This window comes from uncultured Roseicyclus sp., assembly GCF_937892565.1.
Lineage (GTDB): Bacteria > Pseudomonadota > Alphaproteobacteria > Rhodobacterales > Rhodobacteraceae > Roseicyclus.
In genome coordinates this window covers 42,887-57,436 of record NZ_CALAHQ010000004.1, presented here as the reverse complement: position 1 = coordinate 57,436, position 14,550 = coordinate 42,887, and the positions used below count along the sequence as shown (strand labels likewise).

10 protein-coding genes are annotated in these 14,550 nt (G+C 64.5%); 3 read left to right on the top strand and 7 right to left on the bottom strand.

Going from position 1 to position 14,550, the window contains the following annotated elements; all coding sequences use genetic code 11:
- Positions 1-5: 5 nt before the first annotated feature.
- Genes Q0094_RS00375 through Q0094_RS00355 form a run of 5 tightly spaced genes read right to left on the bottom strand, consistent with a single transcriptional unit; the run spans position 6 to position 8,820 of the window.
- Positions 6-905, bottom strand: a complete 900-nt coding sequence (locus tag Q0094_RS00375; RefSeq protein ID WP_297614034.1) for an NAD(P)-dependent oxidoreductase — start codon at positions 903-905, stop codon at positions 6-8.
- Positions 902-2,329, bottom strand: coding sequence for an aldehyde dehydrogenase family protein (locus tag Q0094_RS00370; RefSeq protein ID WP_297614032.1), 1,428 nt, complete (start codon positions 2,327-2,329; stop codon positions 902-904). The genes Q0094_RS00375 and Q0094_RS00370 overlap by 4 nt, the downstream gene beginning before the upstream one ends.
- A 6-nt stretch (positions 2,330-2,335) precedes the next feature.
- On the bottom strand, positions 2,336-3,922 hold the full coding sequence (locus Q0094_RS00365; RefSeq protein WP_297614030.1) for a trimethylamine methyltransferase family protein: 1,587 nt from the start codon (positions 3,920-3,922) through the stop codon (positions 2,336-2,338).
- 2 nt (positions 3,923-3,924) lie between these two features.
- Positions 3,925-6,369 carry an FAD-dependent oxidoreductase gene (locus Q0094_RS00360; RefSeq protein ID WP_297614028.1) on the bottom strand — a complete coding sequence of 815 codons (2,445 nt, stop codon included), beginning with the start codon at positions 6,367-6,369 and terminating at the stop codon, positions 3,925-3,927.
- A gap of 3 nt (positions 6,370-6,372) precedes the next feature.
- Positions 6,373-8,820: an FAD-dependent oxidoreductase gene (locus Q0094_RS00355; RefSeq protein ID WP_297614026.1), complete on the bottom strand. Its 2,448-nt coding sequence runs from the start codon at positions 8,818-8,820 to the stop codon at positions 6,373-6,375.
- A gap of 105 nt (positions 8,821-8,925) precedes the next feature.
- On the opposite strand from Q0094_RS00355, the gene Q0094_RS00350 reads away from it, so the two are divergent.
- Complete coding sequence (locus tag Q0094_RS00350) at positions 8,926-9,783, top strand: LysR family transcriptional regulator (RefSeq protein ID WP_297614024.1); 858 nt, start codon at positions 8,926-8,928, stop codon at positions 9,781-9,783.
- Here the strand turns inward: Q0094_RS00350 and Q0094_RS00345 are convergent.
- A complete protein-coding gene (locus Q0094_RS00345) occupies positions 9,743-10,651 on the bottom strand; it encodes a LysR family transcriptional regulator (RefSeq protein ID WP_297614022.1) in 909 nt (302 codons plus the stop codon). The two genes, Q0094_RS00350 and Q0094_RS00345, sit on opposite strands and share 41 nt — an antisense overlap.
- Positions 10,652-10,769: 118 nt before the next feature.
- Between Q0094_RS00345 and Q0094_RS00340 the strand changes: the two genes are divergently transcribed.
- Positions 10,770-12,383 (top strand): GMC family oxidoreductase N-terminal domain-containing protein, encoded by a 1,614-nt coding sequence (locus tag Q0094_RS00340; RefSeq protein ID WP_297614121.1) that lies wholly within the window; start codon positions 10,770-10,772, stop codon positions 12,381-12,383.
- Entirely contained in the window at positions 12,380-13,552 is a 1,173-nt protein-coding gene (locus Q0094_RS00335) for a mandelate racemase/muconate lactonizing enzyme family protein (protein ID WP_297614020.1), read from the top strand. Before Q0094_RS00340 ends, Q0094_RS00335 begins: the two co-directional genes overlap by 4 nt.
- Here Q0094_RS00335 and Q0094_RS00330 read toward each other — a convergent pair.
- Positions 13,536-14,477, bottom strand: coding sequence for a GlxA family transcriptional regulator (locus Q0094_RS00330; protein WP_297614018.1), 942 nt, complete (start codon positions 14,475-14,477; stop codon positions 13,536-13,538). The genes Q0094_RS00335 and Q0094_RS00330 overlap by 17 nt on opposite strands.
- Positions 14,478-14,550 lie beyond the last annotated feature (73 nt).

Genomic DNA, 14,550 nt, shown 5'->3' with positions numbered 1-14,550 from the left:
GCTGTTCAGGTCAGCCGCGCGGGAAAGCCCTCGGCGCGCAAATCGGTGCCCAGCGCATCCTCGAGCAGTTTGACGATCTGGGTCGATTGCGCCTCGCCGCCATAGACGGCCCGGCCCTTGAGAAAGGTCTGGTTGGTCATGCTGGCAAGATCCAGCGGCACGCCGAATTCGCGGCCAAAGCCCATCGCAAAGCCCAGATCCTTGAGCGCCAGATCCATGGAAAAGGCGATGTCGTAGCTGCCGTTCAGGATCAATTGCCCCTCGGTCTCATGCACAAAGGAACTGCCCGAGGAGGCCGTGATCGCCTCCCACGCCGTCTTGAGGTCAAGCCCGCCACGCTTGGCCAGCATCAAGGCTTCGCCATCGGCCACCAGATGGATGAAGGCCAGCATGTTGGTGATCACCTTGATGATCGCGGCACTGCCCAGGGGGCCCATATGGAACAGCCTGTTGCCGATCACCGCAAGCGCGGGACGGTGCAGCGCGACCAGATCGGCGTCACCGCCCGCCAGCACCGTGATCTCGCCGCGCGCGGCCAGATGCACGCCGCCCGTCACGGGTGCCTCGAGCAGACGGATACCAGCGGCCGCGGCCACCCCACCCAGCCGCACGATGTCGTCGCGGCCAAGGGTCGAATTCTCGATCCATGTGGCGCCCGGTTTCATCTTTGGCAGGATCTCGGCCAGCACCAGTTCTGAGACAGCAGGCGAGGGCAGGCAGGTGAACACATGATCTGTCGCCGCTGCGACCTCGGCCGCGCTGCCGGCCACGGTTGCTCCCATTTCGGCAAGCCGCACCGCAAGGCTGGGGTCACGGTCGTAGACCGTCACCTGATGGCCCGCGCGGATCAGGCTTGCCGCCAGATGCCCGCCCAGATTGCCCAAACCGATATAGCCGTAATTCATGATCCGTATCCCACCAGTGCCTTGATTTCGCAAAAGTCGTGTATGCCCCAATCGGCATATTCGCGGCCATTGCCCGATTGCTTGTAGCCGCCGAAGGGGGCGAAGGTATCCCAGTCGGGGCCGTTGATATTGACCTGTCCGGCGCGCAGCCGTCGCGCCACGCTGCGCGCCTGATCCAGCGGACCGCTGACATAGGCGGCCAGCCCATAGACCGTGTCATTGGCCATTTCGACGGCGTGATCGACGCTGTCATAGCCGATGATCGACAGCACGGGACCAAAGATTTCCTCGCTCGCGATGGTCATCTGGGGCGTGACGTCGCCAAAGACGGTCGGGCGGACGAACCAGCCTGTGTCGCAGCCGTCGGGGCGTCCCGGCCCGCCCGCAACCAGATGCGCGCCTTCGGAGATGCCGGTTTCGATCAGCGCCTGAACCTTTTGGAACTGCGCGCCCGAGATCAGCGGACCCATGCTGACAGCCGGATCGGCAGGATCGCCCACCACCACGCTGTGGGCCGCTGTCTGAGCGGCGGCGCAGGCATCGGTCATTCGTGCCATCGGCACGAACATCCGCGTCGGCGCATCGCAGCTTTGGCCGGTATTGCCGAAACAGGCCAGTGTTCCGGCCTGAACCGCCGCATCCAGATCGGCGCCGGGCAGGATGATATTGGCCGATTTTCCGCCCAATTCCTGCGCCACGCGCTTGACGGTGGGCGCGGCGGCTTGCGCCACCGCCACACCCGCCCGGGTCGATCCGGTGAAAGAGACCATATCGACCTCGGGATGGGCGGCAAGCGCCGCGCCGACATCCGCGCCGGTGCCATTGACAAGGTTGAAGACGCCGGCTGGAACGCCCGCCTCATCGCATAATTCGGCGAACAAGAGCGCAGACAGCGGCGCAAGCTCCGAGGGTTTCAAGACCATGGTGCAGCCCGCCGCGAGTGCCGGGGCCACCTTGCACACGATCTGGTTCATCGGCCAGTTCCACGGCGTGATCAGCGCGCAAACGCCGATCGCCTCGCGGATGATGCGGGTCGTGCCGCGCGCCTCTTCCCAATGGAAACTGCGCGCGGCCTTGATGGTGGTTTCAAGATGGATCTGCCCCGCCCAGGCCTGTGCGCTGCGCGCTTGCGTGATGGGTGCGCCCATCTCGGTCGACATGATCCCGGCGATCTCGTCAAAGCGTGCGGTGTAGCGGGAAAGGATCGCCTCAAGCAGCGCGATCCGATCGGCCACGGGCCAGCCTGAAAAGCCGTCAAAGGCCCCGCGCGCAGCCATTACCGCACGGTCGGCATCGGCCGCCCCGCCCAGAGACAGTTGGCCCAATACCGCGCCTGTGGCGGGGTTTTCGAATGCCATCTTGTCGCGGCCCAAGGGCGCGTGCCACGCGCCCCCGACATAAATCTGGGAAAGCCGGTGCAGCATGCGCGCTTACTGGAAATAGATGTTGAAGCGCGACCGGATCGCCGTGTCGATCTCGGGCGAGACCTGACAGCCCGCGCTGGCCAGGATCGCGTTCTTGCGCGCGATCGCGGTATCAAGCAGCAAGGGTTGGCCCGCCTCGACCCATTCCTTGGGGCTCATCCGGTTGCCGACCTTGGGATAGATGTATTCCGTTTGCATCAAGCCCAGCGTCTGATCGGTGCCAAGGTAATGGCCGGGGCCGCCAAGGCACACCTGTTTCATCGCGTCGATCGAGGTGCTGTCCTCGGTCACGTCGATGCCGCGCACAAGGCGCATGGCCTGACCCAGCAGATCATCGCCGAGGATCAGGCTTTCCAGACAGAACCCCAACAGCGAGGCATGCATGCCCACCGCCTCGTAGCACATGTTCAGCCCCGAAAGCCCCGCAAGGGAATTGGTGATGCCCTGTTCCCAGCCCGCCTGCATGTCGGGCAGCTTGCTGTCGGAAATGCCCGAGGCTGCCCCACCGGGCAGATCGTAGAAGCGGTGCATCTGTGCGCAGCCCGCCGTGAGCAGCGCCTGTTCGGCCGATCCGCCCGACATCGCCCCCGTGCGCAGATCACTGACAAAGGGCCATGTGCCAAAGATCGCGGGCGCGCCTTTCTTGATCGCGTTGACATAGACGACGCCGGCAAGGCATTCCGCCACCGCCTGAACGATGGCCAGCGCGATGGGGGCAGGGGCCGTGGCGCCTGCTTGGCCCGCAGAGAGCAGAAGCATCGGCATGCCACGGCGGATGCAATCCTCCATCGTGATGCAGCTTTCTTCGGCGAATTTCATCGGCGGCACAACGAAACAGTTGGAATTGCTGACAAAGGGGCGTTCCAGCCATTTGTCCTCGCCGCCTGCCACCATGTGCAGCATCTCGAAGCAATCGGCGACATGGGCCGGGTCGCTGAACGAGGTGCCGACATGTTTTTTCGTGCCCGCCAGACAGGCATAAAGCGTGTTGAGGTCCATCTCGCGGTTGTCCTTGACATCGCGGCAGACCATCGTGCGCTGGTAGAAATGGATGTTGTCGAGATTGTCGACCAGCCGTGCGGCATCATAGAGGTCCTGCGCGGTGGATTCGCGGTAGTCATGCGTGACCGGATCGACGATATGCACCGCCGCACCCGCCGTGCCGAAATGCACGTTGCTGCCCGACAGATGCATGTCATGCTTGGGGTCGCGCGCATGCAGCGTGATGTTGCGCGCGGCAACCGTCAGCATGTCCTCGACAAGGGCGCGCGGAAAACGGATGCGCCCGTCATCGCCCAGGATCGCGCCAGCCCCGGTCAGGATCTCGACCCCTGAGGGTGGGGCATCGGCCAGACCGATCACCTCGAGCGCCTCGAGCGCGCTTTGGTGAATTTTCTGGACACCCGCATCGGTCAATGGCCGATACTGGCCACCCGGCATGCCGGGGCGCACGGGGCGCATGTCCTCGGCCAGGGGCGCGGCGCGCAGTGCCACACGGGCCGCCCGCCCCCCCGCCCGCCGCGCGCGGGCCGGTTCGCAACTTGCGCCGATCTCTGACGTGTCGATATCTGCGATATGGTCTTCCGGTATCATGCTCACATCCGCACCCGTTCGGCTTTGGGGTCATAAAGGGGGGTCAGGCTGGCGCGTGCCTTGTGTCGCACGCCCGCCACATCGATCTCATAGCGCGAGGCCAGAACATCCTCGGCGGTCTGGTCGGCGCAGGGCACATAGCCCATGCCGATCGCACCACCCAGCGCATGGCCGTAATTGCCGCTGGTCACCGGCCCCACGATCTTGCCATCGCGCAAGATCGCCTCGTTGTGAAACAGCAGCGGCGCAGGGTCTTCCAGTTGGAACTGCAGCATCATCCGGCCCAGCCCCTGATCTTGCTTGCGCAAGACCGCGTCGCGGCCGATGAAATCGGGTTTGGCCGTCTTGACGGCGAAACCAAGCCCGGCTTCCAGCACATGATCCTCATCGGTGATGTCATGGCCGAAATGGCGATAGGCCTTTTCGATGCGACAACTGTCAAGCGTGTGCAGACCGCAGAGCTTGAGCCCATGATCGGCGCCCGCGTCACGCAGGGTTTCAAAGACATGCGCGGCCATGTCGGTGGAAACGTAAAGCTCCCAGCCCAGCTCGCCCACATAGGAAATCCGGTGCGCCCGTGCGATGCCAAGCCCGATTTCGATCTCGCGCGCGGTGGCATAGCCAAAGCCCTTGTGGCTCAGGTCATCGGGGCTGACGGCCGACATGAGATCGCGCGACTTGGGGCCCATGACGCAAAACACGGCTTCGGCCGCGGTCATGTCGATGATCGCCACGGCCCGGTCGCCCTGATGGCGGCGCAGCCATGCCAGATCGCGCTGGAGCGTCGCCCCCGGCACCACCAGCAAGAACGCTGTTTCCGACAGCCGCGTCACCGTCAGATCGCTCTCGATCCCGCCGCGCTCATTGAGCATCTGGGTATAGACGACGCGGCCGGGCGCCACATCGATCTGATTGGCGCACAGGCGGTTGAGCAAAGCGCACGCCTCGCGCCCTTCGACCCGGATCTTGCCAAAGGAGGTCATGTCGAACAGGCCCACGGCATCGCGGACCGCCAGATGTTCGCGGCGTTGATTGTCAAACCAGTTCTGCCGGCCCCAGCCATAGCGGTAAGCGCGGTCCTGACCGGGGTCGGCGAACCAGTTGGCGCGTTCCCAGCCCGCCACCTCGCCAAAGACGGCACCTTCGGCCTTCAGATGGTCATGGATGGGCGAACGCCGCACCCCGCGCGCGGTTTCGACCTGACGATAGGGCCAGTGATCGGCATAGAGCAGGCCGAGTGTTTCGGTCACGCGTTCCTTCAGGTAGCGGCGGTTGCGCTGAAATGGCTGGGCGCGGCGGATATCCACCTCCCACAGGTCAAAGGGCGGGGTGCCGTCCTCCATCCATTGTGCCAGCGCCATGCCCGCGCCCCCCGACGACACGATCCCGACGGAATTGTAGCCCGCCGCGATCCAGTAGCCTTTCAACTCGGGCGCCTCGCCCAGATAGTAGCGGTCATCGGGGGTGAAGCTTTCGGGGCCATTGAAAAAAGTGTGGATGCCTGCGGTCTGGAACATCGGCATGCGCCGGGTCGCCATCTCAAGGATCGGTTCGAAATGCTCGAAATCCTCGGGCAGGGCATCGAAACAGAAATCCTCGGGGATGCCGCCCATGCCCCATGGCTTGGCCTTGGGCTCAAACGCGCCCAGCATCATCTTGCCCGCATCCGATTTGTAATAGGCGCATTCATCGGGCACGCGCAGAACCGGCAAATGACCCAGCCCCTCGATGGGTTCGGTCACAAGGTAGAAATGTTCGCACGCATGCAGCGGCAGCGTGACGCCTGACCGGGCCGCCAGATCACGGCCCCACATGCCGCCGCAATTGACCACGATGTCGGCCGCGATGTGGCCCTGTTCGCTGCCAGTGTCCCAGTTCACACCGGTCACGCGCGCACCATCATTCGTGACGGCCGTGACCTTGACGCCTTCGAGGATCTGGGCGCCGCCCATCCGTGCGCCCTTGGCCAAAGCCATCGCGATATTGGCCGGGTCGCATTGGCCATCGCCCGGCAGATGCAGCGCGCAGGTGACATCGCCGATTTCCACATGCGGATACATGGCGCGCACTTCGGCGGTGGTGATCTCATGAACCTCGACGCCAAAGGTGCGGGCAACCGTGGCCTGTCGCAGCAATTCCTGACGCCGGTCTTCGGTCAGCCCCAATGAGATCGAGCCCACCTGACGCATGCCGGTAGCCACCCCGGTTTCCGCCTCCAGCCGCTTGTAGAGATCGGCGGAATACTTCGCCAGCCGCGTCATGTTCTGGCTGCCGCGCAATTGGCCCACCAGCCCGGCCGCATGCCATGTGGTGCCACAGGTCAGCTGTTTGCGTTCCAAAAGAACGACGTCTTTCCAACCGAGCTTGGCCAGATGATAGGCGACCGAGCAGCCGGACACGCCACCGCCGATGATGACCGCACGTGCATGTTTGGGGGGGGTGGTCATGGATCAGGCCTTCAATCTTGTGTTCTCGGGATCCCAGAGCGGGCGGTCTTCCTGCACCACGGCACGGCAGCGCTGGCCGAAGATATCGACCTCCAGCACGGTGCCGGGCGTTGCCAGATCGGCGCGCAGCATGCCCAGTGCCACAGACCCGCCCACGCGGTAGCCCCACGCGCCGGATGTGGTTTCGCCCACCACCTGTCCGTCATGCCAGAGCGTCGACATGTAAGGCGCATCGGCGGCCCCCGCATCGACGCGCAGCGTGACAAAGCGTTTGGTGACGCCTGCCTGTTTCTCGGCCAAAAGTGCTTGCTTGCCGGGGAAATCCTGCGGTTTGTCAAACCGGATGAACCGGTCAAGGCCGCCCTGCAACAGGCTGTAATCGGTGGACAAATCGCCCTTCCACGCGCGATAGCCCTTTTCGATGCGCAAGCTGTTGAGCGCGAACATGCCAAAGGGTTTTGCCCCATGCGCCAGGATGGCATCGTAAATATGGGGAACATGTTCGTTTTCAGCGTGAACTTCCCAGCCAAGCTCGCCCGCAAAGGACACCCGCGCCAGCCAGCAGGCCCGCCCCGCCAGTTGGGCGGTCTGATGGGTAAGCCATGGCAGGGTCAGATCGGCATCGGTGCCGATGGCGGCCAGAAGATCGCGCGATTTCGGGCCGGTCACGATCAGCGTGCCGATCGCGCCGCTCTGGTCGCTCAGCGACAGGCCCGGCGCCAGATCGCGGTCCAGCCATTCGCGGTCATGCCATTGCGCCACCGCGGCGGTGATCAGCGTGTAATCATCGACCCCGTGACAGGCCACCGACATCTCGGTCACGATGCGGCCACTTGTATCGGGGAAATAGGCCAGCCCCAGCCGCCCCGGCTTGGGCAAGCCGCCCGCGATCTTGCCCAAGAGCCAATCGCCCGCGCCATCCCCCGTCAGGCGGAAGCGCGAAAAGCCGGGCAGGTCGAGAACCCCCACACCATCGCGCACCGCCTCGCATTCCTCGCGCAGGCGCGCCTCCCACGGGCCGGCGCGGTTCCAGGTCTGGGTTGCCGCCTCGGAGGTGTCATCGCCGGGATGTGCAAACCAGTTGGCGCGTTCCCATCCGGCATAGGCGCCCATCTGACCGCCCATCGCCTTGACGCGGTCATGCACGGGCGAAAGCTTGCGGTCAGGCGCGGCGGGCCAGCGGTGCATCGGGAAATGCATGGCGTATTCATGGCCATAGGCCTCCATCCCCTTTTGCACGCAGTAGTCGGGATCGGTGTAATCGGTGAAGCGGCGCGGGTCGCATGACCACATGTCCCATTCGGTCGCGCCTTGCGTCACCCATTCGGCCAGGACCTTGCCCGCGCCACCGCCCTGCGCGATGCCAAAGGTAAAGACGCACGCCTCGAACGCATTGGGCACGCCCGGCATCGGCCCGATCAGCGGGTTGCCGTCGGGGGTATAGGGGATGGGGCCGTTGATCACACGCGCCAGCCCTGCTTCGGCCAGCACAGGCACGCGCGCCATCGAATCCTCGATCTGAAAGGACAGCCGTTCCAGATCGTCGGGATAAAGCTGAAAGCTGAAATCCTCGGGCATGGGGTCGGACGGGTCGGCCCAATGCGCCCGGCACGGCCGCTCATAGGGGCCCAGATTGAAGCCGTTCTTTTCCTGTCTGAGGTAGTAGGAGGTATCGACATCGCGCAACAGCGGCAGCTTGTGGCCCGCTTGCGCGGCCCAGTCGCGCACGGCGGGCACCTCGTCGAAGACCATGTATTGATGGCTCATCACCATCATCGGCACGGTGCGCCCGCCATGGGGCTTGAACCACTCGCCGACGCGCTGGGCATAATAGCCGGCCGCGTTCACCACGATCTCGCAGCGGATGTCGCCCTTTGCGGTGTGCACGATCCACGCGCCCTTGTCGCGGCTCACGCCCGTGGCGGGGCAAAAGCGCAAGATCGTGGCGCCCAGATCGCGCGCGCCCTTGGCCAGCGCCTGGGTCAGTTGCGCGGGGTCGATATCGCCATCGGCCGGATCGTAAAGCGCCCCCTTGAGGTCGTGGGTTTCGATGAAGGGATATTTCGCCTTGATCTCATCAGGGCTGAGGATTTCCAGCGCCATCCCCTGATACAGCCCCATGCCGCGCGCGCGGGCAAATTCCTGCATCCTTTCCTCGGAATGGCCCAGCCGGATCGACCCCGTGACGTGATAATTCATCGGGTAATCCACCGCCGCACCCAACCCGCGATAAAGCTCGGTCGAATAGCGCTGCATGTTCATCAGCGACCATGATGTCGAAAAGGTCGGCACATTGCCCGCCGCATGCCATGTGGACCCGGCGGTCAATTCGTTCTTTTCCAACAGCACGCAATCGGTCCAGCCCAGCTTGGCCAGATGATAGAGCGAAGACACGCCCACCACGCCGCCGCCGATGATCACCACACGGGCCTGATCGGGTATGTCTGACATGATGCGCGCTCCCTTATGTGTTGGTGCAAGTATTCCCGCTGCGCGATGACAGTTCAATTCGCTGCGTGACTGTGTATTGATCGGGAAAACCGATCAGGAACGCCCATGAACCTTGAACAGATCGATACCTTTCTGGACCTGTGCGAAACCCGCAGCTTCAACCGCACGGCCAATCGGCTGGGCGTGACGCAATCGACGATTTCCGGCCGGGTGCAGGCGCTTGAGGCCGCGCTGGGCTGCAAGCTTCTGGATCGCAGCCGCGCGGGCACCGAGCTGACGACCGAAGGCCTGCGCTTTGAGCCGCATGCCCGGGCGCTGCGCAATGGCTGGACGGCGGCGGGCCAGGCGGTGCGCGGGGCGGGCACGGCGGCCATGGCGATGCGGATCGGTATTCAACATGATCTTCTGGGCGATCAGGTGGCCGCTTGGGTCAAGGCAGTGCAAGGGGCGGTGCCCGACATGGCGCTGTATGTCGAGGCGGATTATTCCGCCCAGATGTGCGCCGATGTGCGCGATGGCCAGCTTGATCTGGCCATCCATTACACGCCCAAGCCCCATCCCGATCTGCATTTTGAAGGCTTGGGCGAAGTCGCGTATGTCATGGTCTCGACCGAGGCCGATGATCTGGGCAGCATCCGCCCCGACAGCTACATCTTGCCCAATTATGCGCCCGCCTTTTCGGCCACGCATGCAGCACTTTTGCCGATGCTGTCGGGGGGCGCGGTGTCAAGCGGGCAGAACGCGGTCATTCGCGGGCTTTTGATCGCCTTGGGCGGCAGCACCTATGTCTTGCGCGAAACCGCGCTGGAGCTGACGCGCATGGGGGCCGCCCGCCGGGTGGCGGGTGCGCCGCAAATCCATCAGCCCGTCTATGGTGCGGTGCATCTGCGCAATCGTCACCGGGGCGCGCATCGCCGCATTCTCAAGGCGTTGCGGTCGCTTTTGCAAACGCGGACGGGATGACCGGGCCGCGGTGTGCGGCCTCGGCCAGAATCCATGCCACGCAGGCCATGATTTCGGGGCGGTGATGATTGCCCGCATGCGGCAGGACCAGATGATGGCTCAGCCGTTCGGGCAGATCGGCCGCGCAGGCCACGACCAGATCGCCGCGCGCCAGATAGGGGGCGGCCAGAATATCGGCGACCAGCGCATAGCCATGCCCATCCTTGGCCATTTCCAGCGCGATCAGCGATTGATCGACCACCGCCACCGGATCGGGCAGGGCATGGCCCGGCAGGTGATCTTGCTGAAACTGTGCCCAGGTATCGACCGCCCCGGTGATGTCGATAAGCGGGCCTTGCAAGATGTCCGCCACGGGGGCCGCCAGACGCGGCACGCAGACGGGCATGACCCGCCCCTTGGGCAAGGCGATGACCGCGCCATCGGGCCATGTGCCGTCGCCATAGCGGATGTCGATGTCGATGGGGTCGCGGCCACCGCTGTCTGACCATGAGCTCGACAAGAGGCGCAGATTGATTTCAGGGTGTTTTGCTCGAAACGCCCCCATGCGCGGCACCAGCCACAACAGGTTGAACGAACTCAGGCAGCGCAAGGTGACCGTGGCCGGGCGCTGTTTGCCAAACAGCCCCGACGTGCCGGTGTCGATCACCGCAAAGGCCTTGGCCACGACGGGCAGGTAATTCTGCCCCAGCCGCGTCAGCGTCAAAAGCCGTTGCCGTCGATCAAACAGCTTGTGGCCCAGCTCCGCCTCCAGCGCACGGACCTGATAGCTGACCGCCGACGGGGTAAGGCACAATTCCTCGGCGGCGCGGGTGAAATTGCCAAGCCGGGCGCTGGCCTCGAAGGCGCGCAGCCACGGCAAGGGGGGCATGTTCTTGTACATCCGGGCATTCAACGAATTATTTGGTGGTCGTCTCGAAATTTTTTTCGCTATGTGGCGCGCGCAAGCCATGACCACTGTGCAGCGCGTGCACAAGAGGCATTTCACCATGGAAAGCTATGATTTCGTGATTGTCGGCGGCGGCTCGGCGGGCTGCGTTCTGGCCGAACGGCTGACGCGATCGGGGCGGCATCGGGTGCTGCTGCTTGAGGCGGGCGGTTCGGATTGGTCGCCCTGGATCAGCCTGCCGCTGGGCTATGGCAAGCTGTTCCATCACCCCACCCTGAACTGGCAGTTCCAGACCGAACCCGAGACCGCGCTGGCCGGGCGCAGGGGTTATTGGCCGCGCGGCAAGGTTCTGGGCGGATCGGGATCGATCAACGCGATGGTCTATGCGCGCGGCCTGCCCGGCGATTTCAACGATTGGGAAGCAGCAGGTGCCACCGGCTGGGGCTGGGACAGCGTCGAGCGGGTCTTTGATGAGGTCGAAACCCAGGTTGCCCCGGATGGAACCGAACAGGGCCACGGCCCCGTGCATGTGCAAGATGTCTCCGATCAGATCCACCCGGCCAATCGCCACTTCTTTGCCGCCACAGCCGAGCTGGGTTTTCCCGTCACCCGAAATCTCAATGGCGCCCAGCCCGAAGGCGCGGCGGTCTATCGCATCAACACCCATCGCGGGCGGCGCGACAGTTCGGCCCGGGCCTATCTGGCCAGGGCGCGGGGGCGGTCCAATCTGCGCATCCTGACCCATGCCCATGTCGACCGCATCGAGTTCGAGGGGAAGCGGGCGGTTTCGGTCAGCTTTCAGCGGCGCGGCGCGCGCGTCACGGTGCGCGCAGGGCGCGAGATCGTCGTGTCGGCGGGCGCGGTTGCCTCGCCATTGATCTTGCAACGCTCGGGGCTGGGTCCCGCGTCCGTGCTGAAGGGGGCCGGCATTGCGCCCGTGGCCGATCTGGCCCATGTGGGCGAAAACCTGCAAGATCATATCGCGGTCAGTTATTTCTTTCGCGCCACCGAACCCACGCTCAACAACGAACTGGCCCCCCTTTGGGGCAAGATCCGCGCTGCCCTGCGCTATGGGCTGTCCCGGCGGGGGCCGCTTGCGCTGTCGGTCAACCAGTGCGGCGGCTATTTCCGGTCGCACCCCACGCTCGACCGGCCCGACCAGCAGCTTTATTTCAACCCCGTGACCTATACCACCGCCAAGGAAGGCAAGCGCACGGTGATTGCGCCCGATCCGTTCCCGGGCTTCATCATCTGTCATCAGCCCTGCAGACCCACCAGCACGGGCACGATCACAATTTCGGGTGCCGATCCCTTGGCCCGCCCGATCATCCAGCCAAATTCGCTATCGACACAAGCAGACCGCGCCAGTGCGATCGCGGGGGGGCGGTTGTGTCAGGATTTGGTGCGCACCAAGGCGCTGAGTGGGCTGATCGCATCCAGCATGGACCCAACCGATCTGCGCGACATGGATGACGCGGCCATTCTGGAGGATTTCCGCGCCCGCTGCGGCACTGTCTTCCACCCCGTCGGCACCTGTCGCATGGGGCAAGATGCGCGGGGGTCGGTGGTTGATCCGGTCTGCCGGGTGCATGATGTCGCGGGGCTCAGGGTGATCGATGCCTCGGTCTTTCCCAATCTGACATCGGCCAACACGAATGCACCCACGATGATGTTGGCGCATCGCGCCGCCGATCTGGTATTGGACAGCCTATGAGCATTCCCTATTCCGCCTCGGGCGCTGTGCCGCTGGCCACCCCGCGGGGCTTGGACGATACCGGCCCACGCATCACGCGCATCGAAACCTTTGCCACGCCCCTGATCGGTTTCGTGCGGGTCACGGCCGAGGATGGCGCACAAGGCTGGGGGCAGGTGTCGACCTACAACAGCGACATCACCTGTCAGATCCTGCATCGCCAGGTGGCGCCCTGGGCGCTGGGTCGCGGGGCTCACGCGCTGGAGGATGTGATCGCCGAAATCCCGCTGCGCGAACACAAATACCCCGGCACCTATCTGTGTCGTGCGATGGCGGGATTGGACACGGCCGTGTGGGACCTGCGGGGAAGGGCGGTGGGCCTGCCTGTCGCGGCCTTGTTGGGTGGCACGCCCGGGCCGATCCGTGCCTATGCCTCGTCCATGCGGCGTGACATCACCCCCGAAGCTGAGACCGCGCGCCTGATTGCCTTGCGCGATGCGCATGGGTTTGATGCCTTCAAGGTGCGGGTGGGCGCCGAATGCGGGCAAGACCGGGATGAATGGCCCGGCCGGACCGAGGCGATCATCCCCGCCATGCGCCGGAGCTTGGGCGCGGATGCGGCCCTTCTGGTCGATGGCAATTCCGGCTTTTCGCCAGGGCGTGCCATCGCCGTGGGGCATCTTTTGCAAGATCACGGCTATGAGCATTTCGAAGAACCCTGCCCCTATTGGGAGCTGGAACAGACCGCCGAGGTCGCCGCGGCCTTGTCCATGGCGGTGGCGGGCGGCGAACAGGATTGGGATCTGCAGAACTGGCGGCGGATGATCGCGCTCGGGTCCGTCGATATCGTGCAGCCCGATGTGCTGTATGTGGGCGGCATGATCCGCGCGATGCAGGTGGCCCGCATGGGCCATGCGGCGGGCCTGCCGTGCACGCCGCATGCGGCGAACCTGTCGATGGTCACGATCTTTACCATGCATCTGTTGCGCGCCGTGCCCAATCCGGGGCGCTATCTGGAGCTCTCGATCGAGGGCGATGATTATTACCCCTGGCAGCGCGATCTGTTCGTGAACGATCCCTATCGGGTGCAAAACGGTCATGTCACCGTCACCGACGCGCCGGGCTGGGGGGTAGAGATCAACCCCGAATGGCTGGCCAGATCGGCCTATCTGGTCAGCGACCGGGCGTGATGACAGCGGGCGCGCGCATGGCGCGCGGCGACAGGCCAAAGGTGCGGCGGAAATTGCGCGTCATCGCCGAGGCATCGGCATAGCCCACGCGCCCCGCAATCTCGGCCACGGAAAGCGGTGTGTCTTGCACAAGCCGTTGGGCCTCGGCCATGCGGATCAGCGCGTAAAGCCCTTGCGGCGACTGTCCGGCGGCCGTCTGGCACCGCTGTTCCAGCCCGCGCTGGCTCAGCCCCAGATGGCGGGCGATCTCGGGGATGGACAGTGGATGTTCCAGATGCCGCCGCATCAGCGCAGCGGCCGCCCGCACCACCCGGTCGCCCGCCACACCGGGCAGAAGGGGACCGACACCGGGGCGCTCGCCATGCATGAACAGCGCGCCCACATCAAGGCTCAGCATCGGGCCATGGTGGCGCGCGATCAGTTCCAGCATCAGCTCCATCGTGGTGGTGGCGCCCCCGCAACTCAACCGGTCGCGGTCGATCACAAAGCGGTCTTGCACCACTGTGACCTCGGGGTAGCTTTCTTCGAATTCGGTCAGCACATCCCAATGCGAGGTCGCCCGGTAGCCATCCATCAGGCCCGCCGCCGCCAAGACAAGGCTGCCCGTGTCCAGACCGACCAGTGCCGCGCACCGCCCCGCCGCCGCGCGCAGGCGGCGCAAGATCGGCGCGCGCAGGAATTCGCGGTGTCCATAGCTTGGCATCACGCACAGGTAATCCGCCCGCACCAGATCGGACAGGGCCATTTCGGGCGTGACCGGCAAGCCGCTTGACGACAAGACCGGCCCCGCATCCAGCCCGATGAAATGCCATTGATACAGCGTCTTGCGCGACAGCGTGTTGGCCGCGCGCAACGGCTCGACCATATTGGCAAGGCACAGGTTCGAGAATTGCGGAAACAGCAGAACGGCGATCTGGCGATGCATCGGATAATTTCGAATCCTGCATGATAAATGCTGAACTCAGCATGATGTAGCCGGGCGCCGCTTTCTAGCATTT

What these genes read in the sequence shown, in the direction of transcription:
- Q0094_RS00370 (WP_297614032.1), bottom strand. Translation starts at nt 2,329, where the DNA reads ATGCTGCACCGGCTTTCCCAGATTTATGTCGGGGGCGCGTGGCACGCG.
- Q0094_RS00345 (WP_297614022.1), bottom strand. Translation starts at nt 10,651, where the DNA reads ATGCCCCCCTTGCCGTGGCTGCGCGCCTTCGAGGCCAGCGCCCGGCTT.
- Q0094_RS00340 (WP_297614121.1), top strand. Translation starts at nt 10,770, where the DNA reads ATGGAAAGCTATGATTTCGTGATTGTCGGCGGCGGCTCGGCGGGCTGC.
- Q0094_RS00365 (WP_297614030.1), bottom strand. Translation starts at nt 3,922, where the DNA reads ATGATACCGGAAGACCATATCGCAGATATCGACACGTCAGAGATCGGC.
- Q0094_RS00360 (WP_297614028.1), bottom strand. Translation starts at nt 6,369, where the DNA reads ATGACCACCCCCCCCAAACATGCACGTGCGGTCATCATCGGCGGTGGC.
- Q0094_RS00375 (WP_297614034.1), bottom strand. Translation starts at nt 905, where the DNA reads ATGAATTACGGCTATATCGGTTTGGGCAATCTGGGCGGGCATCTGGCG.
- Q0094_RS00355 (WP_297614026.1), bottom strand. Translation starts at nt 8,820, where the DNA reads ATGTCAGACATACCCGATCAGGCCCGTGTGGTGATCATCGGCGGCGGC.
- Q0094_RS00330 (WP_297614018.1), bottom strand. Translation starts at nt 14,477, where the DNA reads ATGCATCGCCAGATCGCCGTTCTGCTGTTTCCGCAATTCTCGAACCTG.
- Q0094_RS00350 (WP_297614024.1), top strand. Translation starts at nt 8,926, where the DNA reads ATGAACCTTGAACAGATCGATACCTTTCTGGACCTGTGCGAAACCCGC.
- Q0094_RS00335 (WP_297614020.1), top strand. Translation starts at nt 12,380, where the DNA reads ATGAGCATTCCCTATTCCGCCTCGGGCGCTGTGCCGCTGGCCACCCCG.